We start from the raw sequence: 19,760 nt of genomic DNA, 5'->3' as shown, positions 1-19,760 counted from the left end.
GACGTCCTTGCAGAAGCATAAGCTTCTGTGAGGACTTTTTTATTTCTCAAAATAATCACAAGGATACTTAACTTACAAAATAATATAAAATTTCGGAGGAAAGTAACATGTCAGAATTACTAAATATTTACAAAACTTTAAAAAACAAAAAATGGGTGAACTTAAGCCACAAGATTGATGAAAATTCACCTAAGTTTCCTGCACTTCCTGCACTAGAAAAAGAAAATGTCTTTACTTTAAAAGATGGATTTTATGTTCAAAAATTCTCAGTAGTAGGTCAATATGGAACACATATTGATGCCCCAATTCACTTCGTAGAAGGTGGACGTTGGTTAGATGAAATTGAACTTAAAGATTTACTATTACCTTTATACGTAATTGATAAAAGTAAAGAAGTAGCAGAAAATAATGACTATGTAATTTCTAAACAAGATATCCTTGATTTTGAAGCTAAGCATGGTGAAATATTACCAGAATCATTCGTAGCATTCAGAAGTGATTGGTCTAAACGTTGGCCTAGCTATGATGAAATTAGAAATCTAGACGAAAATGATGTTCAACACACTCCAGGTTGGGGAAGAGATGCATTAGAATTCTTAATTAAAGAAAGAAAAGTTAAAGCTGTCGGACATGAAACTCTAGATACTGACTCAGGAGTTACAGCAGCTGCGGAAGGACTAATTCAAGAGTATTACTTACTAGAACAAGATATTTATCAAATCGAAGTTTTAGCAAATCTTGATCAAGTGCCTGCAACTGGAGCGTTAATTTCAATTGCTTATCCAAACTGGACAGAAGCAACTGGATCACCAGTAAGAGTAGTAGCGATACTACCAGAAGATGAATAGTACGGTCTTTATAAAAAAGTTTTAGTTTATGAGAAAAAATATGTATTAGAAAAGAAGAAAAGTTTGAAGAGAAAAGTTACTAGAAGTTTATAATAAAGTCAAAATAATAAAGTCAGAAGAATAAAACAAAAAGAGAAAATAAATCAGTTAAACAAAAGGAGAAAAAATATTATGTGTCAAGGATGTCAAAATAAAGTAGTAAAAAGGAGCATACATAATGCTTAAAGGATCTTGTTTATGTAAAGCAGTGACCTACACTCTAGATGAGGAATTATCGGAATTAGTTTTTTGTCACTGCTCAATTTGTCGGAAAGCAACTGCGTCTGCCTATACAGTTAATGCTAAAGTTAGCAGTAAAAAGCTAGTATTACATGGAAAAGAAAATCTTGTTTCCTATAGTTCTTCTCCAGGGAAACAGCGTTATTACTGCCAGAACTGTCATAGTCAAATTTTCACTGTTCAAGAAAATATACCAGAAGTCTATGCTTTGAAATTAGGTACAGTAGATGAATGCGATCAGAATTTACAAACTGTTCCTAAACGTCATATTTTTCAGGATCCAGCCTTTTCTTGGTTGCTTGATAAATAAATCTAAGAAGATAGAGAAAATAAATTAGTTAGATAAAAGGAGAAAAAATATTATGTGTCAAGGATGTCAAAATAAAGTAGTAGAAAGAGCAGCATACAGAGTAGATCACGTGGGGTCATTTTTAAGACCTAAAGAGCTAGTAGAAGCTCGTGAAAAATTCTCAAAAGGAGAAATTTCACAAGAAGAATTAACTAAAGTAGAAGATAAAACAATTACAGAATTAGTTGAAAAACAAATTGCAAATGGATTAAAAGGAGTAACTGATGGGGAGTTTCGTCGTGCATACTGGCACCTTGATTTCTTCTGGGGACTTAACGGTGTAGAACATGTTCAAGGAGAAAAAGGATATCCATTTAAAGGAATTGAAACTAAACCAGATACAGCAAAAGTATCAGGGAAAATTAGTGGGGAAAATCATCCATTTGTAGCTCACTACAAATTCTTAAGAGACTTGGTAGCTGATAAAGAAGGTGTAACTGTAAAATTAACAATTCCATCACCATCACAATTATACTTTGAATTAATTCGTACAGAAGATCACATCAAAGGATACGAAAAATTCTATCCAACATTCGAAGAATTAAAAGATGCTATTGTAGCAGCTTATAAACAAGTAATCGCAGACCTTTACAACGAAGGATTACGTGTATTACAATTTGACGATTGTACTTGGGGAGCATTAGCTGATGATGGATTTGCGAATCGTTTTCGTGACGCACGTCCTCTAGAAGAAGTTCGTAGAGAATATGCAGCACGTTGCCTAGCTCTTAACAATGAAGTAATTGAAGGTAAACCTGAGGATTTAGCGATTAATACGCACGTTTGTCGTGGTAACTTCGCTTCTAAATGGATTTCTCAAGGTGGATACCAAAATGTTGAAGACGAGTTACTTGCTGGAGAAAACGTAGATGCGTACTACTTAGAATACGATACAGATCGTGCAGGAGATTTCAAGCCACTAGCAAAAGTTGGAAAAGATAAAAAAGTTGTTTTAGGATTAATTACATCTAAATTTGCAGATTTAGAAGATAAAGAAGAAGTAATCGCAAGAATTAAAGAAGCTAGTGAATATGTACCATTAGAAAATATCTACTTAAGTACTCAATGTGGCTTCGCTTCTACTGAAGAAGGAAATGTGATTACTGAAGAAGATCAATGGAAAAAAATTGGTCTAATCAAAGAAATAGTAGAAGAAGTTTGGGGATCAGAAAATTAATAATATTTTAGTATTATTTCAAGTATACTAAATAAATAGAATTATATAATTAAAGTAAATGATAAAGGTAAGCACATAAATTGACTTTTTTATCGATAATACAGTAAACTAAACTAGCATTGATTTCATTCGTTCAATGTATAAGTAATATCTGGTTTTATATTTCATATTATAAAATATAATCTATTTAATCAATACATGAGTAGCAAAGTAAGTCTCTCGCTGCCAAATAGGCAAATGTATTTAACCATTATTAAATAGGGGTAACCAAAATATTTCATAGTTTGAAAAATAGGACTTAAAATCAAGGAGGAAAAAAGAATGAAAAAGAACAAATTGTTTATAGGAGCACTAGCGTTAGTAATGAGTGTTGTAACAGCATGTAGTTCAAAAACGCAAAACACAATTACCACTTCTCAAGATAAAGATACTTTCACGTATGCTATTAGTGATGATCCATCATCAACTAACCCAATCAAGGTAAGTGACCGTTGGGGATTAACAATGACTAATATTATTTACTCACCATTAATCAAAGTTAATGGGGATGGTTCAAAAGAATATGCCTTAGCAGAATCTACTGAACTTGCAAAAGATGGTCTTAGCTTAAAAGTTAACTTAAGAAAAGACGTAAAATGGTCTGATGGACAAAAATTCACAGCAGATGACGTAGTTTTCACTTATCAAACAAAAGCTAAAAAAGAAAATGGAAACTTTAAAAACTTATGGATTGGTGACAAACCGATAACTATTGAGAAAGTAGATGACTACACAGTAGTATTTAAGTTCCCAGAACCAAGTGCAGCTGCGGCAAATAACATTGCGAATGAAACTTACATTATTCCAAAACACGTTTATGGAAATGTATCTGACTTCTCGGTTAAAGAATTAAAAGAAACACCAGTAGGAACTGGACCATACAAACTGGTAGAAAACAAACGTGGAGAATATATTAAATTTGAAGCGAATGAAAATTATTACAATGGTAAGCCAAAAGTTAAAAATGTAGTACTACGTATTATTAAGAGTGCTGATACTACAAAAGTAGCATTACAAAAAGGTGAGGTAGATGCAGCATATGTATTACCTGCTGCAATTAAAGATTTAGATTCTAAAAACATCGATACTTATCCTTACAGTGAAAACCGTATCGGATACTTAGGACTAAACACAAACACAGATGAATTAAAAGATGTTAAAGTTAGACAAGCTATTTTATACGCATTAAACAAAGAAGATATGAATAAAGCGGCTTACTTAGATAGCAAATACTACCAAAACCCTTATTCATTCTTACCACCGAAAAATCCATTCCATACTGATGATGTAGAGAAATATACTCAAAATGTTGAAAAAGCAAAATCACTATTAAAAGAAGCTGGAGTTTCTAACTTGAAACTTAATTTAGGATATGCAAGTAACGATGCTGCAAATACTATCCAAGCAACATTCATCCAACAACAATTACAAGCAGTAGGAATTAATGTTGAGCTACGTGGTGGAGATGAGACAGCTATCTTTACAGAGTTAAGAAAACCTGGTTCTAAAGCTTACAACTTATTCTTAGGTGGATATATCATGGGTAACGATCCTGATTTATACTCTAAGCTATTTGGATCAAATGGTACTTCAAATTACTTCCAATATAGAAGTGAAAAGATTGATGGATTATTCAAACAAGGTGCAGCTGAATTAGATGAAGCTAAACGTAAAGAAGTGTACAAAAACCTTCAACAAGAAATTGCTAACCAAGCATACCTATACCCAATCGTAGATAATCAAAAAATCTTAGCGGTTAACAAACGTGTTGAAAATGTTAACGATGCTAAGTTAGTACCAATCTACACATTTGATGATTTATCAAAAATTACTCTTAAATAGTAATAGTAGTGGAAAATAAAATATAGTGTGAGGGGGAGTACGATAAAATCCTATTTATAATAAGATTTTATAGTATCTCCCTCGCTTTATTAGTTTTAAGGGGAATGTTAATTTATAATTTATATCAAAAAGACTTGTGATAAATTATAAATGAATTTCATAAAAATATAGTAATTAAAATTTTAAGGAGATTGTATGATTCGATATATTTTGAAACGTATATTACAAGCAGTACCATTACTTTTAGTAATATCGTTTATAGTATTTACTTTAATACATTTAGCACCATATGATGCTATCGATGCACAGATAACGTCGAATATGTCACAAGAAGAAATTAATATTCTTCGTGAGCAAAGTGGACTTAATAAACCATTCTTAATTCAGTATGTGGATTGGTTAGGACAAATATTGAGTGGAAATTTCGGTCACTCATTAGTAACTCACAATAGTGTAGGAGAGGAAATTCTAGCGAAAATACCTAATACGATATCATTAGTATTACCTGCATATGTAACAGCATTAGTGATTGCAATAGTACTAGGATTATTAGGGGCTGCAAATAAAGGTAAGTGGCAAGATAAACTTATCGATGCTGTAGCTTCACTTGGAATAGCTACTCCATCATTTTGGATAGCGATGATATTCATCTATGTTTTAGGATATCAATTAAACTTATTCCCAATAATAGGGATGCACACAATTGGTAAAGAGGACGATTTTGGTGATTTCTTATCACACTTTATTATGCCTTATCTAACATTAACAATTGTATTCTTTGCAGAACTTACACGTTATGTAAGGTCTTCAGCTTTAAGTCAAACAAATGAAGAGTATGTAGTGGTTCAACAAGCTTTTCAAGCGACAAAAACTCAAATTTTCACAAGGCACATTATAAAAAACGTGCTAATACCCGTAATAACTCAAGTGGGTATGTCACTGCCGATGTTAGTAACTGGAGCAATTATTACAGAAACAGTATTTAGTTGGCCAGGAATCGGACCATATATCACACAAGCAACTAGAGCATTAGATTACCCTATAATAATGGCGGTAATGTTACTGTCAGCTACATTAGTAATAGTAGGTAATTTAATTTCAGACATACTTTACTCAATAGTAGATCCTAGAATTAGAAGAGGAGGTAAGTAAGATGAAAAGATTTATTAAAATAGCTAAAAGTTCAAAAATCTATATTTTTTCACTTATTTTTATTGTGATATTAGTGTTTGTATCATTAATAGCACCTTTACTTCCTATAGATCCAGCGGCTACTGATGTAGCGAATCTATCTCAATCACCGAGTTTACAACATTTATTCGGAACGGATGAGGTAGGTCGTGATTACTTCATTCGTGTAATATATGGAGGTCGTATTTCTCTTATAGTAGGATTACTGGCGATGGTGACTGCCGTAACAATTGGAACGATAGTAGGACTTATCGCAGGTTATGTTGGTGGAGTTGTTGATACTTTACTTATGCGTTTAGTTGATGTATTATCATCTATTCCATGGTTAGTATTAGTAATTGTACTTAGTGTATTTTTAAAACCAGGAATTGATTCAATAATTATAGTAATAGGATGTTTTTCTTGGATGCGTCTTGCGAGATTAGTTCGCGCTGAAACTCTATCGGCAAAAGAATATGATTATGTAGTATATAGTAGATTTAGTGGTGTAAAAACTATCTCTATCTTAAAGAAACATATTATTCCAGCTATAATACCAACTTTAGTAGTAGCGGCAAGTGCCTCAATAGCTAACGCAATAATGACAGAAGCGGCGCTTAGTTTCTTAGGTCTTGGTATTCAACAGCCTATGACTTCTTGGGGAACATTGCTACAAAATGCACAACAAAGTCTACAACGTGCTCCTCATATGGCTATCATCCCTGGATTATTTGTAATGTTAACAATTTATTCATTCAATAATATTGGTAACTTACTTACAAAATATATTCAAAAGGAGGGAGAATAGTATGACAAACATAGTAGAATTAAAAAATCTAACGGTTAATTATAAACCAAATAAAGAAGTAGATAAACAGTTAATACACGGTATCGATATTAATTTTAGAAAAGGTCATATCACTGGTGTTGTTGGTGAATCAGGTAGTGGAAAAAGTATTCTGATGCGTAGCATAATGTCTATTCTTCCTAACAATATTTTTGATAAAAATGATAAGTTTATCTTTGATGAAAAGGAAGTTAAGAAGGGTGAAAAGTTACCAATCTCTATGATTTTCCAAAACCCTATGACCTCACTAGATCCAGTTAGAACAATTGGTTTTCACTTAATAGAAGTAATAGAAAGATTCCAAAATAAGTCTAAAGAAGAAGCAAAAAAATTAGCAATAGAGCAACTTGAAAAAGTAGGAATTCTTAATGCACCGCTTAGAATGGAGCAATATCCACATGAATTATCAGGTGGTATGCGTCAAAGAATACTAATAGCTATGGCATTACTTGCTAATCCTAAGTTATTGGTAGCAGATGAACCAACAACAGCTTTAGACGTTACGGTTCAAGCACAGATTTTATCTCTTATTAAAAAATTACAAAAAGAAACAGAACTTAGTGTTGCACTAGTTAGCCATGACTTTGGTGTAATAGCTGGAATGTGTGACTATGTATATATTATGTATAGAGGTAGAGTTGTCGAAAAAGGAAATGTTGAAGAAATCTTCAGCAATGCACAACACCCATATACAAAACAACTTCTTGCAGCGGCAAGATTAGAAAATACTAATAATGAACTTCTGACTGTTGATTATAAGGAAGACGACAAACACTATACTTGGCAAAAACTTAGCGATACTCATGAGTATCTGAAAGAGGTGGAGTAATGAGTAAAGAGTATTTAAAACTAAAAAATGTACGAAAAGTTTATAAATCTAAAGGAATGGGCAAAGAAGTCAAAGAAACTATAGCTGTTAATGATATTAGTTTAGATATTTATAAAGCTGAGACTCTAGCTGTAGTAGGTGAATCTGGAAGTGGAAAGACTACTCTAGGTAAGGGGATTTTAAATATTGATCCATTCACATCAGGGGAAGTTTTTGTGGAAGGTAATGAAAAGTCTTTAACAAAAATGTCAAAAAAAGAACTTACAGAAGTATATAGCAAGATGCAAATTATATTCCAAGATCCTTATTCATCGCTAAATCCGCGAATGAGTGCTTTAGATATAGTTATGGAAGCTTTACATAAAGAGGATAAAGAAACAGCGAAGAAAAAAGCGTTAGAAATACTAGAGTTTGTAGGGATTTCTAATGAGGATGCGTTAAAATTATCAAATGCTTTTAGTGGAGGGCAACGTCAACGTATCGGTATTGCTCGTGCAGTTGTAACAAGACCAGATTTCATTTTATGCGATGAACCAACTTCAGCTTTAGATGCTTCAACACAAGCACAAGTAATTAATTTATTAAAAGATTTACAAAAAAAATTCTCTCTAACATATTTATTCATCTCACATAACCTAGGTGTAGTAGAGTATATCGCAGATAGAATAGCTGTAATGTATAGAGGTAATCTAGTAGAATTAGGAGCAACAGCACAAATTATGAAAAATCCACAGCACGTTTATACAAAACGTCTGCTAAGTTCTATGCCGATTATTGATCCGATAAGAGCTAGAAAGATGTTCGAAGAATTCGAAGTTAGTGCAGAGGAAATAGTAATAACTGGTACTGAAAAATTCGAAGAAGTTGAAGAAGGACACTTTGTATTAAAATAAAATTTAAATACCAATCTCAAAGATTAGAAGATCTAGCTCTTGAGGTTGGTATTTTTTCAAATTATTTAAAAGAGATTTTGACAGTAGGCGAACTTTGGAGTAAAATAATAATATTATTACATAATATGGAAAAGAGGAGCTATTATGGCTAAGAAAAAAGAAATTAAAACAAATGCTATGCGATTTTTAGATGAAAATGGTGTAGAATATAATCATTTTGAATTTGATGCAGAAAGTGATGCTGCGAAGACTGGTGTAGGAGTAGCTGATATTATCGGGCGCGACCACAATCAAGTATTTAAAACAATTATGACTACAGATGGCAAAGGAAACTATGTTGTAGGAGTACTTATGAGTGAAGATAGCATAAACTTTAAGAAACTTGCTAAGGCGGCAGGTGTGAAAAGTTTATCAATGTTACCACTTAAAGACCTGACAAAAATTACAGGATATGTAAAAGGTGGATGTTCACCATTTGCGATGAAAAAACTATTCCCGACTTTTGTAGATGAAAAATGTCGTGAAGTAGAAACGATTATTGTTTCTGCAGGTAAAGTAGGTCACCAAGTAGAAGTAAAACCAGAAGTGTTAGAGCAACTTATCGGAGCTCAAGTAGTAGACTTCAAAGCTGAATAAAATAGAGAAAACGACTTTTAATAATGATAATTGATGTATCTTATTATTTGAGTCGTTTTTATTTTTTGACAAAAATTAATATATATTCAGTAAAATTTAAATATTAAAAATTTATAGATTATTGTTGAAAAAAGACAACAAATCACTCTAAAAATTGCTGAAAACGTATGAAGTAACAATATTCATCTTAATTGAAAAAGTATTGTAACATAATTGAAATAGTTTAGATATTCTACTGAAACTTTGTTTTGTTATACTAATAGGAGTAAGGAGGCGTAGTATGTTATTTGATACACATGCGCATCTAAATGATGATGCTTATTTAGAAGACTTAGAAGAAACTATTGCTCGTGCGAAAGAAGCGGGAGTGAAATTAATAAACATAGTTGGTTTCGATAATAAAAGTATAGAAAAAGCACTGGAAATTACAGCTAAATATGACTTTTTATATTTAACAGTTGGTTGGCACCCAGTAGAAGCAATAGATTTCACAGAAGAAAAATATGAAATGATAAAAAATATTGCTTTAACAAATGATAAGGTAGTAGCAATCGGTGAGATTGGTTTAGATTATCATTGGGATAAAAGTCCAAAAGATGTTCAAAAAGAAGTATTTAGAAGACAAATTCAACTAGCTAAAGAAGTAAATAAACCGATAGTAATTCACACACGTGATGCTATGGCAGACACAATACAGATACTTCAAGAAGAAAAAGCTAGTGAAATTGGTGGAATAATGCACAGCTTTTCTGGTTCTGTAGAAAGTATGAATATTATGCTAAAAGAGAACTTCTACATTTCATTAGGAGGTCCAGTAACATTTAAAAATGCGAAGACACCTAAAGAAGTAGCAAAAGCTTGTCCATTAGATAAGTTGTTAATTGAAACGGATTGTCCGTATTTAACACCAACACCATATAGAGGAAAAAGAAATGAACCTGCATATGTGCATTATGTAGCACAAGAAATTGCAGATCTTAAAGAAATGTCGTATGAACAACTAACTAAACAAACATTCAATAATGCATGTACGTTGTTCGGATTAGAAGATAAAAAGGAGATTGATTAACAGAATGAAATTAGGTAGAATTATTGCAGCAGCAGCAACATCAGGATTATTATTATCAGGAGCTTTCGTAGTAGCGGAAGAATATACAGGGCACAATGTTTTCGCCGTAAGTTTAGATAACGGAAGTAAAGTTGAGCTAAAAGCTAAAAAAGGAACAGTAAGAGAAGTTCTTATTGCTAATGATATTCCTTTTGGAGCAGATGATAGAGTAGAACCAGGACTAGATACAAAAGTAAACGGTGGGGAAACTATTAACATCTATAAAGCCCATGAAATAACAATCGTTGATGGTAATACAACTACAGTAAGAAAAACTACTTACAAAAAAGTTGGAGATATCTTAAAAGAATTAAACATTACTCTTGGAGAAAACGATAGAGTAACATCAGATTTAAATAAAGAAGTAGCAACAGTTGATACTATTAAAATCGTAAGAGATGGAAAAGCTACAGAAGTTAAAAAAGAAGAAATCAAATTTGAAACAAAAGAAGAAAAAGATGATTCTAAATATGTAGATGAAAAAGTTACTAAAGTTGAAGGTAAAAATGGAGAAAAAGAAGTAACTTATAATGTTGTAAGAGAAAACGGAAAAGAAGTCTCTAGAGAAGTTGTTTCAGAAAAAGTACTTACAGAAGCAACAACTAAAGTAGTTGTAGTAGGAACTAAACAACGTCCAGCAGATCAACAAAAATCAGCTAGTCAATCAGCTGCTTCAAGCCAATCATACTCAGCTCAATCAACTCCAGCTCAATCATATTCATCAGCTGGTGGTTCAGTAAGATTATCAAATGGTAATACTGCAGGAGCAGAAGGAGCGGCAGCAGCTCAAGAGATGGCTCGTCGTACAGGAGTTTCAGCTTCAACTTGGGAACACATTATTGCACGTGAATCAAACGGACAAGTAAATGCTAGAAATGCTTCAGGAGCTAGTGGATTATTCCAAACTATGCCAGGATGGGGATCTACAGCAACAGTTCAAGACCAAATCAATGCAGCTACTCGTGCATACAAAGCGCAAGGTTTAGCAGCTTGGGGAATGAGATAATATAAACAAAAAGGCGATCACTTGATCGTCTTTTTTTTAATTTTATATTCTCTTTTCAACTAATTTGAATGTTACAAAAGATATTGCAGAACAAATCACGATTGCAATTGCACTAGAGTGGAAGATATTACCAATTCCTACTAGAGGTGAAACGACACCACCTAAGAAAAATGGCACGAATCCAAAGAATGCAGATGCGCTACCAGCACGCTCACGTTCTAAACTCATAGCAATAGCAGAACCAGCAGGTAATATGAAACCTAGCCCCAGTAGAAGAAGGAAAAATCCAGCTTCAATGAATAGGAAAGGTAACGTTAATGTTAAAACGATTGCTAGATATATACTAACTGCTAGCATAAGTGATAATCCAAGTTTGATACTATTTTTTTCTTTAAAGTTACCAGCGCTTTTACTACCTAAAACTATAGCAAAACCATTAAGACCAAAACACAAACTGTACATCAATGGAGTTAAATTATAGTGTGTTTGTAAGATAAATGGAGATGCAGCTATATATGCAAACATTGCAGCTAAGGCGAATCCTTGTATGATAACTAGGGCAAAGAACAGTTTATTTTTTGCGACTAGGATGATCGAGTAATAAGTTTTAGTTATAGGAAGATTCAATCGTTTACTAGACTCTAGTGATTCATGGAATTTGAAACTTACAACTAATAAGATAATACCTATTACAGCAAGAGTTACGAATATTCCGCGCCAGTCTGTAAGTTGAAGTAATAGACTCCCTAATATAGGAGAAAATATAGGTGCTAATCCATTAACTGCCATAAGTAATGCAAAGAATGCAGCTAGTTCACGTCCATGGTATAAATCAGTAGAAATAGCACGAGAAATAACTACAGCACCTGCAGAAGAAACACCTTGGATAAATCTCAATGTTATCATTGCGTAAACATTCGGAAAGATAATAATAGCTAGTGTACTTATTAAATATATAACTAAGCTTATTATTAATGGATTTTTACGTCCATATTTATCGCTGATAGGTCCAATAAGCAATTGCCCTAATGCAAGACCAACCATACTACCTGTTAGAGTAAGTTGAATTGTTGAGGTACTAGCATTGAAGAATGATGTCATAGTAGGCAATGCTGGTAAATATAAGTCTGTAACAAATGGCCCAAAAGCCGATAAAGTTCCTAAAAATAGAACTAAAAATAATTTAGAATTTCTTTTTAATGTCATATTGATTCCTTTCGATTTTTTGAAATATGCTACGTATTATAGCATAAAAAAATTTTTTTCGTAAGTTTTTTTTCTTTATAGAACTAAAAATAATTAATATGAAATTTTATATTTATTGATAATAAATCTTAACTAAATATTTTACTGTTTTTAAACGTGGTTAATTTGATTTTTGTACTTAACATAAAAGATATTAACTTTATATTTTTAAATATTATTTTGTATTCAAACTAGGGAGTGTATAATGTTTTTTATCTTCTTAAAAAACAGTTGTATCAAGGGTTTAGGTTTGTTAAAATAAAAGTATAAAGTAGAAAAGGAGGTTGTTAATATGGTAAAAAATTCTCAGAAATTTAAGCATCCTAAGGGGCTTTGGCTTATTAATGTAATGATAGCCATTCAGAGTTACGCATCATACGCAACATCAGGTTTTTTAATATTATTTTATACTTATTCTGTAGAACAAGGTGGATTAGGGTTAGATAAAACATTCGCAGGGGACGTAATGGCTTATCTAGGAACAATTGGTTCGCTTTTACCACTTCTTGGGGCATATTTAACTGATAAATACATTGGTATGCAACGTGCAATTCAGTTCGGTATTCTATTTAACTCGATAGGGACACTGTTCACTGCATTTGCTCATGGTAGATTCTACGTCTTCTTAATAGGGGTAATTATTAACTCGATTGCTGGAGCATTCTTCCGTGGTAACCTATCAGCTATTGTAGGAGAACTATATGATCAAAAACAAGTATCTATGAAAGATGCTGCATATAGTATATTCTATACTTTCGTAAATATCGGAAGCTTACTTGGCCCAATTATCGGTGGTCTAATTTACCAAGATTGGGGAGCTACAAAAGGAGCAGATGGTAAAATCGCTGTTTACGGATTTACACCAGCGTTCTTAATGGTTTCTATCTGTTTATTTATTACATTCTTATTATTTACATTTGGTAAAAATAAATTACTAGGTGATTCAGGAAAATATCCAGTTGGTAAAAATAAACATGAATCTGCTGAAGAAAATAAAGAAGATTTAAAAGGATCTAAATATGATAAAGGTCGTTTATATGCTGCTGTTATAATTTTTGTATTCTCTACAGTTTTCTGGTCAGCGTATTTCCAAACACAAACAACAATTACTCTTATGACAGATGAGCTTGTAAATTTAAATGTGTTAGGATTTGATATGCCAATTACTTGGTTAGTTTCATTCAACGGATTTTTATGTATAGTACTTGCTCCACTATTTGGATGGTTTTGGATGAAAAAAGCAGAAAAAAATAATGACTGGAAAGTTGCTACGAAAATGGGTTGGGGTATGCTACTAACTGGTTTAGGATTTGTATGTTTTGTACTAGGACTTCAATCATTAGGTGGAAAACTAGATGGATCAATAAAAATGAGCATTTGGTACGTACTAGGTGGATACTTCGTACTAACAGTAGGGGAATTACTAGTATCACCAATTGGTATGGCATTGTTCAGTAAATTATTACCTAAAAAATTCGCCGCTATGTCTATGGCAATGTGGTATTTCACATATGTTGTATCTTCATGGATTACAGGTAAAACAGTAGGTTGGACTGAAACTTGGGGTTATGAAAAAGTATTAACTATAATTGCAATAATTATGGGAGTATTAGGTGTGCTGTTATTTATCATAGCTAACCCACTAGAAAAAATTATGGCTCTTGATAAAATTGGAAAAGAAGATGAAGAAGAGCTAGAAGTACAACAAGCTTAATAAATAAAAAGACTGACTTAAATAATCGAAAGTGATTAATTTAAGTCAGTTTATTTTATATCAAAATCTATAGAATCAATATTCATAATAAGTTTATTATTTATAAACCAAATTAATGAAAATACATAAATAGCATAAGTAAAAAATAATAAAGAAGAAAGAATAGTAATTTTATTATTTTTTAAAAATATGAAATTCAATAAAATTATTATTAAGTAAACAACAACAGAAATTAACAAGCGTTGTTTATTTTTTTTTGCCCAATTATTGTATTTTCCCAATAATTCAGCTTTTTTAGCTTCGTTATTCACAAAATTCCTCCTAAGTTTTATATATAAAATTATAACAAATAAAAGAGTAAGCTGCAATTAAATAACTAAAGTGTAAAAAAGTGAATAATATTTGTATATATTCCCTATTTATGTTGATTGAATACAAATAAATATGATATAATTAAGTTGCCATATTATACACAAATTGGAGGCAATATGTCTTATACAAGAGATTATATATTTGAAAAAATAATAGAAAAACTACCTACTTTAAAAATTCACGAACGACGAGAAAAAGATAATAGTGTTTTTATTTTAGAGTATGAAAATCGTCGTGCAAAAATAGATATAGATAGTTTTGTCAGAAAGCTAGGAGATAAGAAAACTAGCAAAGGGGATAAAAAAATAGAAGAGTTTGTCTACTATATAGTAGAAAATTTCAGTGCACAAACAAGTGTTTCTTTAGATAATATTAATGAAGAACAATTATTGAAAAATATTTATCCCGTAGTAAGAGCTAGCAGTTTTAACAAAGATAATGAGAAAGATCTTGTTAGTTTTGAACATACAAATGAAACTAAAATTTATTTAGCGTATGATTTTAAAGATGGCTATAAATTGCTAGACAGTAGTTTTTTAGATAAATTCTCAAAAAATAAGCAAGAAGTTTTAGAAGTTGCTAAAAACAATTTAGAAAACTTACCACTTAAGTATAATGTGGATGAAGTTGCAGGGAATAGATTTTATTTCCTAAATGCAAAAGATGGTTATGATGGAGCTAGAATATTTGATAAGAATGTATTAGATTATTTCTATAAGAAAATAGGTGATTCATTTTATGTCGGCTTGCCACATCAAGATACGTTAATTATCGCAGATATAAATAATAAACAGGGCTTAGAAATTTTGCAAAAAATGATGGTTCATTTTTTTACGGAAGGGCTTGTGCCAATAACAACAATTACATTTAAATATGATGGAAAAGAACTAGAGAGTTATTTTATTTTTGTAGAATAACTTTAAAAATTAAAATTAAGTATAGGAGAGAGAGTCATGTTATTTTTTTACAATAAGAAAATGTTAGGAGAAACATTATTAATTACTATTCAAAGTAAAGAAGAGGTAACATACGAGGAGAAAAAAAATATCACTCTAATTAAAGATGAAAATGGTGCTTTAGTTGGGTTAAATATTTTTAATGTTGAAAACTTGAAATTAGATGGAGAAGGAAGTATTGATTTAACAGAAGAACAAAAAGAAATTCTTCAAAAACGTTTAGAAAAAAATGGAATCAAAATTGATTTAGAAGGAAACAATGACGATTTCTTCGTAGTTGGAGAAGTTTTAAGTTGTGAAAAACACCCAGATGCTGATAAGCTAAAAGTAACGGAAGTAAAAGTTAGTGAAGATGAGATATTACAAATTGTCTGTGGAGCTCCTAATGTAGAAGCAGGTCAAAAAGTTGTTGTAGCATTAAGTGGTGCGATGATGCCAAGTGGTTTATTAATTAAAAAATCAAAATTACGTGGTGTAGAATCAAACGGAATGCTATGTTCAAAACGTGAATTAGGATTACCACAAGAAGAAGCACGAGGGATTTTAGTATTAGGTGCCGATACTAAAGTAGGAACTCGAGTTAAAGATTTGAATCTTAAATAAAATCTAGCTTAGGAGGTGTAAAGTATGGTTAATTGGAAAAAGTGGTTTTTAGAAGAAGATGAAGATGAGATATTCGAAGAAGAGATATCGCGTAAAGAAAAGAAAGAAAGTTCTTTAGAAACTAGGGAAAGAAGAACTGAAAACAAGAGAAAAGAAAGAGTCTATTATGAAGATGAAGAAGATTTTGAAATAGACTTTAGTTCTAGAAAGTCTAAGAGAACATTTGAAGAAGATGAGTTTGAATCAGATTTTGGAAACAGAAGAAAAAGAGAGAAAACTCAAGAGAAATTTGAAGACTATGAAGAAGTAAACCTTGAGGATTTTGAAATAGATAAATTCGAAGATGATGATTATGAAGAAGACTTCGAACAAGAGAGAAAATCTAAAAAAGAAACTGGATTCTTCACTAAATTCAAGAATTTATTTAAACAAAATGATGAAGAATTAGATGATGACTTTTTAAATGAAGAGCTTCTTGAAGAAGATAAAGATGATGAGGCTGAAGATTATAAAACATATCTAGAACGCCAAAAACGCGAACAAAAAGAAAAAGCTAAACTAGCTAAAAAAGAACAATCAAGAGTAGTAAAAGAAGAAGACTTTGAAGATTATGAAGACGAGGAAGAATACGAAGAAGATAAAAAAGTAGGATTCTTCTCAAGGCTTAAAGATAAATTGTTTAACGTAAGTGAAGATGAGATTGATCAAGAAGAGTTAGAAGCGGTATTAGATGATTATGAGGAAGAAGAATACGAAGAGGAAACTCCAGTTAAGAAAAAACCTCAAGTATCTGTTGAAAGATTTGATTCTGAATCCGAAGAAGAACTTGAGATTGAGTTTGTAGATGAAGTTAAAGAAGAGGCTAAATTTGAAGAAATTGATATTACAAAATATGAAGAAAAAGAAGAGAAAGCTTCAGCTAGAACAGTTACAGACTTAGGAGATGCATTGAAGAAACTTGGTGTTACAAATTCTGAAATAACTGACGTTGATATCTTTGATGAGAAACCAACAAGAAGAAAACACCCAACGCTTGCAGCTGTTCGTACTAAGAGATTAAAACAAGACCATAAGATTGATGAACTTGGAGATAGTGTAGTACTAGGGAAGGATAGTAGTGAATTAAAACAAGAAGTAGCTACTTCATTCAAAGGTCAAACTCAAGAGGAAACTCAAGTTCAAGAAGAAAGAGTTACTAAAAATAAAGAAGCTCGTAAAGAATTTGAAGAAAACTTTAATTCTTTAGAGAGAAGAAGCGATAAAATCGAAAAAGATAATCCACTATACGTTAAGAAAAACGAAAAATTAGATGGAATTTTTGATGAAATTCGTGAAAAAGAAAGTAAAACTCACGAGAAAGAAGCTCCAGCACTTGAGGTAAGAGAACTTGATGCGGAAGGAAGTCGTCGTGAAAAATTAAAATATACTTCTGTACATGATGTGTTAGAAGGAAATGAAGATTTATTCGAAGATGATATCGATAGAGTAAGTAAAAAACTTGTTGGTGAAAGATTCGAAGAAAGCCAAGAATCTAGCGAAGAAGTTGAAAACTTCAGAAAAGGTTTATATGAAGGTAAGAAATCTGAGAATACTCAAGAAAGAACAGCCTTAGATGAGCTTATTAAAACTGAGAATATTGATGTTTCTCCAAGAAAAGAAGAAACTCTTCCTGAAATAGAAGAACTTAATGAAAATTTAGCTGACCTTAAGAAAGAAAAACAAGAAGAAACTTATGTTGATTTAGTTCAAGAAGCGGCTAAAATAGAAGACATTGAAGTTGAAGATTACGAAGAAATTAAAGAAGTTAAAAAAGATAGACTTTCTGGTTACAGTGATTATCATTTAAATGAAGATGAAATCGAAGAGTTAGAAGAACAAAACTATCTTGAAGAATCTGCAGATTCAGTAAATATTGATAGCTTAATAAGAGAAGTATCTCCAAACAATAAGATTATTAAAAAAGCTAATGATGTAGATAAATTTACAGACGAAAAAGTTGTTCCTAAAGAAGTAGTTGAGAAGAGAGTAGAAGATGCTAAAGCTCACGAAGAAAGTGAACAAGTTGAAGAAGTTGAACGCGGAATAGATTATACAGAAAAATTATACACTAATGATGTCTCTGAGTACTTTGATAAAGGTAATGGAACTAAGTTAGGTGAATATAAAACTGTAGATTATGGATATAGACCAGTAAGTAAAGAAAAAATTGAAAATAATCAAAAAATACTTGATGCAATTTTTGAAAAATATTCTTCATCAGGAATTTCTACATCGACTAAATCAGTAACAAGTCAAATGATGAGTTCAAATACTATCACTCCTAAATCACGTAGTGTAGGTAAATTTAAACCATCTCCAGTATATTCTTCTGTATATGGTTCAGCAACACGTAATACAGCTGAAAATTCAAATAAACCAGTTGGTATATCAACTACAGGATTATCTATAAATAATGAAGTGAGTAAAACTACACTTGAAGTAAAAAAAGATGAACCAAAAATAGCTGAAAAAAAAGCAGTAGAAGCTAAAGCTGCTACAGAAATAAGTAATGCTAATATCTATAAAGAAATTGCCTCACAAGAAGAGACAGTTTGGAATATAGGTTCAGCAAAACGAGTACCTAAAAATAAGGTTAAAAATAAAAAATAACTAGATAATCAGTAACAAAGAGGATGGCTTTTGAGCCATCCTCTTTGTTTAGGATATTTCATTGGAAGAAAAAAACTTAGCTATAGACTGAATTTTTAATATTGAAATGAAATATAAGAAAATAAATAAGGGAGTGACTCAAAAATCGTGATTTCAGAGAAATCGATTTTATCGAGCCAATCCCTTGTTATTAATTTTAATCTATTACATATTGACCAGGGCTTATTGTATTTACGATAGTTTCAAATAGAATTATTCCAACTACGTTTAACATAAGTCGAGAACGAATTTTTTTTCTGTTTTTTGGTGCATCGTAGACTTTTATTAAGTGATCGCTCATTTTAGCAAGAGGGCTATTCACAAGGCTAGTGATTGATAAAATAGTTGCACCGTGTTGTTTCGCTGCTAAGACGCAATCATTAATTACGTCTGTATTTCCCCCTAGAGAAAATACTAGAATTACATCATCTTTTGTACAAATATCAGGGATTCTTTTAATAGAATAATGTTCAAAATAATCATTGGCCCAAAGATTTATAAGTTTAAGCTTTCTATTGAAATCACTCATAACCATATAACTAGAACCACTACCTAAACAAAAAATACGACGTGCATTAATTATTTTATCAGCAAAAATATCAAAATCATCTTGATTAAGAATAGACATAGTACGTGAAAATTCGACACTAAGTTGTTCTTTTAAGTTGTTAAAGGTAGATGAGGTCGCCTTATTATTTTTAGCTAACTCTTTGCTTATTTTCAAATCATATTTTAAGTCAATAAATGTGTTATATCCCAATTTTTTACAAGCCCGAATTACAGTAGAAGAAGAAACAAGGATTTCTTGTTTAATTTCTTTTAGAGTGGTATGTTCAATATTATCTTGTTTCATTAGATAATCAATAGCTTGTTGTTCCGAAATCGATAGTCTATCATAGTTTTCTTTTAAATTCTCAAAAAACATAAAAAAGTTCCCCCTATAGTAAAATTTACTAAAGATTTTCATTTGATTACTCAGCATAAAGTATCATATCACAAAATATAGAAAAATAAAAGCTATATTGTTAAGGTTTTCTATAGTTCAGTAAAATTTTACTAAAATAGTAATAAATTACAAATCAAGAAACTTTTAGGCGAAATCGAAAAAATCGTTTTCAAATCTGTTATAATGTACCTATAAAAAATAACAAAGGAGAAA

General features: G+C 31.3%; 17 protein-coding genes, 2 pseudogenes and 1 other annotated feature (1 of these 20 only partly in view). Of the genes and pseudogenes, 16 read left to right on the top strand and 3 right to left on the bottom strand.

The features are described 5' to 3' along the window. Window positions 1-12 (top strand) — a binding site (T-box leader) (it extends 239 nt beyond the left edge of the window). Window positions 13-107: 95 nt separating this feature from the next. From O5Y44_RS02835 to O5Y44_RS02780, 12 genes and pseudogenes are all read left to right on the top strand, one after another. After that, window positions 108-848 carry a cyclase family protein gene (locus O5Y44_RS02835; protein WP_271987245.1) on the top strand — a complete coding sequence of 247 codons (741 nt, stop codon included), beginning with the start codon at window positions 108-110 and terminating at the stop codon, window positions 846-848. A gap of 217 nt (window positions 849-1,065) precedes the next feature. Beyond that, window positions 1,066-1,437 (top strand): GFA family protein, encoded by a 372-nt coding sequence (locus O5Y44_RS02830; RefSeq protein ID WP_271987244.1) that lies wholly within the window; start codon window positions 1,066-1,068, stop codon window positions 1,435-1,437. A 52-nt stretch (window positions 1,438-1,489) separates the two neighbouring features. Next, complete coding sequence (locus tag O5Y44_RS02825) at window positions 1,490-2,653, top strand: 5-methyltetrahydropteroyltriglutamate--homocysteine S-methyltransferase (RefSeq protein ID WP_271987243.1); 1,164 nt, start codon at window positions 1,490-1,492, stop codon at window positions 2,651-2,653. Window positions 2,654-2,974: 321 nt separating this feature from the next. Further along, complete coding sequence (locus O5Y44_RS02820) at window positions 2,975-4,534, top strand: ABC transporter substrate-binding protein (protein WP_371465495.1); 1,560 nt, start codon at window positions 2,975-2,977, stop codon at window positions 4,532-4,534. 195 nt (window positions 4,535-4,729) lie between these two features. Then, window positions 4,730-5,686: an ABC transporter permease gene (locus O5Y44_RS02815; RefSeq protein WP_371465494.1), complete on the top strand. Its 957-nt coding sequence runs from the start codon at window positions 4,730-4,732 to the stop codon at window positions 5,684-5,686. A gap of 1 nt (window position 5,687) precedes the next feature. Then, a complete protein-coding gene (locus O5Y44_RS02810; RefSeq protein WP_371465493.1) occupies window positions 5,688-6,512 on the top strand; it encodes an ABC transporter permease in 825 nt (274 codons plus the stop codon). Window position 6,513: 1 nt separating this feature from the next. Then, window positions 6,514-7,380: an ABC transporter ATP-binding protein gene (locus O5Y44_RS02805; protein ID WP_371465492.1), complete on the top strand. Its 867-nt coding sequence runs from the start codon at window positions 6,514-6,516 to the stop codon at window positions 7,378-7,380. Continuing rightward, complete coding sequence (locus tag O5Y44_RS02800) at window positions 7,380-8,273, top strand: ATP-binding cassette domain-containing protein (protein WP_371465491.1); 894 nt, start codon at window positions 7,380-7,382, stop codon at window positions 8,271-8,273. Before O5Y44_RS02805 ends, O5Y44_RS02800 begins: the two co-directional genes overlap by 1 nt. Before the next feature lie 144 nt (window positions 8,274-8,417). After that, window positions 8,418-8,909: a Cys-tRNA(Pro) deacylase gene (gene ybaK, locus O5Y44_RS02795; RefSeq protein WP_102169840.1), complete on the top strand. Its 492-nt coding sequence runs from the start codon at window positions 8,418-8,420 to the stop codon at window positions 8,907-8,909. 280 nt (window positions 8,910-9,189) lie between these two features. Further along, window positions 9,190-9,978, top strand: a complete 789-nt coding sequence (locus O5Y44_RS02790) for a TatD family hydrolase (RefSeq protein WP_371465490.1) — start codon at window positions 9,190-9,192, stop codon at window positions 9,976-9,978. Between the two features lie 4 nt (window positions 9,979-9,982). Continuing rightward, a pseudogene (locus O5Y44_RS02785) lies at window positions 9,983-10,585 on the top strand (ubiquitin-like domain-containing protein); the annotation flags it as partial. A 159-nt stretch (window positions 10,586-10,744) separates the two neighbouring features. After that, a pseudogene (locus O5Y44_RS02780) lies at window positions 10,745-11,023 on the top strand (transglycosylase SLT domain-containing protein); the annotation flags it as partial. A 42-nt stretch (window positions 11,024-11,065) separates the two neighbouring features. On the opposite strand, the gene O5Y44_RS02775 reads toward O5Y44_RS02780, so the two are convergent. Further along, window positions 11,066-12,229, bottom strand: a complete 1,164-nt coding sequence (locus O5Y44_RS02775; protein ID WP_371465489.1) for a multidrug effflux MFS transporter — start codon at window positions 12,227-12,229, stop codon at window positions 11,066-11,068. A 331-nt stretch (window positions 12,230-12,560) separates the two neighbouring features. On the opposite strand from O5Y44_RS02775, the gene O5Y44_RS02770 reads away from it, so the two are divergent. After that, window positions 12,561-13,982, top strand: a complete 1,422-nt coding sequence (locus O5Y44_RS02770) for a peptide MFS transporter (RefSeq protein WP_371465488.1) — start codon at window positions 12,561-12,563, stop codon at window positions 13,980-13,982. A 50-nt stretch (window positions 13,983-14,032) separates the two neighbouring features. Here O5Y44_RS02770 and O5Y44_RS02765 read toward each other — a convergent pair whose 3' ends face one another. Then, window positions 14,033-14,293, bottom strand: coding sequence for a transporter (locus O5Y44_RS02765; RefSeq protein ID WP_371465487.1), 261 nt, complete (start codon window positions 14,291-14,293; stop codon window positions 14,033-14,035). A gap of 177 nt (window positions 14,294-14,470) precedes the next feature. On the opposite strand from O5Y44_RS02765, the gene O5Y44_RS02760 reads away from it, so the two are divergent. From O5Y44_RS02760 to O5Y44_RS02750, 3 genes are read left to right on the top strand one after another with little or no spacing between them, the layout of a single operon-like run. Next, the gene (locus tag O5Y44_RS02760) at window positions 14,471-15,271 is read left to right on the top strand and encodes a DUF1444 family protein (protein ID WP_271966208.1); all 801 of its coding nucleotides are present in this window, start codon (window positions 14,471-14,473) and stop codon (window positions 15,269-15,271) included. Between the two features lie 36 nt (window positions 15,272-15,307). Then, window positions 15,308-15,913 (top strand): YtpR family tRNA-binding protein, encoded by a 606-nt coding sequence (gene ytpR / locus O5Y44_RS02755; RefSeq protein ID WP_371465486.1) that lies wholly within the window; start codon window positions 15,308-15,310, stop codon window positions 15,911-15,913. Window positions 15,914-15,937: 24 nt separating this feature from the next. Further along, complete coding sequence (locus O5Y44_RS02750; RefSeq protein ID WP_371465485.1) at window positions 15,938-18,562, top strand: hypothetical protein; 2,625 nt, start codon at window positions 15,938-15,940, stop codon at window positions 18,560-18,562. A gap of 196 nt (window positions 18,563-18,758) precedes the next feature. Here O5Y44_RS02750 and O5Y44_RS02745 read toward each other — a convergent pair whose 3' ends face one another. After that, complete coding sequence (locus tag O5Y44_RS02745; RefSeq protein ID WP_271987230.1) at window positions 18,759-19,526, bottom strand: MurR/RpiR family transcriptional regulator; 768 nt, start codon at window positions 19,524-19,526, stop codon at window positions 18,759-18,761. Between the last annotated feature and the right edge of the window lie 234 nt (window positions 19,527-19,760).

The sequence above is a fragment of the Gemella sp. 27098_8_155 genome (assembly GCF_041433725.1).
Lineage (GTDB): Bacteria > Bacillota > Bacilli > Staphylococcales > Gemellaceae > Gemella > Gemella haemolysans_D.
This window is presented reverse-complemented; position numbering and strand designations above follow the sequence as displayed.

Coding starts and splice junctions, on each gene's coding strand:
- O5Y44_RS02835 (WP_271987245.1), top strand. CDS start 108: ATGTCAGAATTACTAAATATTTACAAAACTTTAAAAAACAAAAAATGG.
- O5Y44_RS02830 (WP_271987244.1), top strand. CDS start 1,066: ATGCTTAAAGGATCTTGTTTATGTAAAGCAGTGACCTACACTCTAGAT.
- O5Y44_RS02825 (WP_271987243.1), top strand. CDS start 1,490: ATGTGTCAAGGATGTCAAAATAAAGTAGTAGAAAGAGCAGCATACAGA.
- O5Y44_RS02820 (WP_371465495.1), top strand. CDS start 2,975: ATGAAAAAGAACAAATTGTTTATAGGAGCACTAGCGTTAGTAATGAGT.
- O5Y44_RS02815 (WP_371465494.1), top strand. CDS start 4,730: ATGATTCGATATATTTTGAAACGTATATTACAAGCAGTACCATTACTT.
- O5Y44_RS02810 (WP_371465493.1), top strand. CDS start 5,688: ATGAAAAGATTTATTAAAATAGCTAAAAGTTCAAAAATCTATATTTTT.
- O5Y44_RS02805 (WP_371465492.1), top strand. CDS start 6,514: ATGACAAACATAGTAGAATTAAAAAATCTAACGGTTAATTATAAACCA.
- O5Y44_RS02800 (WP_371465491.1), top strand. CDS start 7,380: ATGAGTAAAGAGTATTTAAAACTAAAAAATGTACGAAAAGTTTATAAA.
- ybaK (WP_102169840.1), top strand. CDS start 8,418: ATGGCTAAGAAAAAAGAAATTAAAACAAATGCTATGCGATTTTTAGAT.
- O5Y44_RS02790 (WP_371465490.1), top strand. CDS start 9,190: ATGTTATTTGATACACATGCGCATCTAAATGATGATGCTTATTTAGAA.
- O5Y44_RS02775 (WP_371465489.1), bottom strand. CDS start 12,229: ATGACATTAAAAAGAAATTCTAAATTATTTTTAGTTCTATTTTTAGGA.
- O5Y44_RS02770 (WP_371465488.1), top strand. CDS start 12,561: ATGGTAAAAAATTCTCAGAAATTTAAGCATCCTAAGGGGCTTTGGCTT.
- O5Y44_RS02760 (WP_271966208.1), top strand. CDS start 14,471: ATGTCTTATACAAGAGATTATATATTTGAAAAAATAATAGAAAAACTA.
- ytpR (WP_371465486.1), top strand. CDS start 15,308: ATGTTATTTTTTTACAATAAGAAAATGTTAGGAGAAACATTATTAATT.
- O5Y44_RS02750 (WP_371465485.1), top strand. CDS start 15,938: ATGGTTAATTGGAAAAAGTGGTTTTTAGAAGAAGATGAAGATGAGATA.
- O5Y44_RS02745 (WP_271987230.1), bottom strand. CDS start 19,526: ATGTTTTTTGAGAATTTAAAAGAAAACTATGATAGACTATCGATTTCG.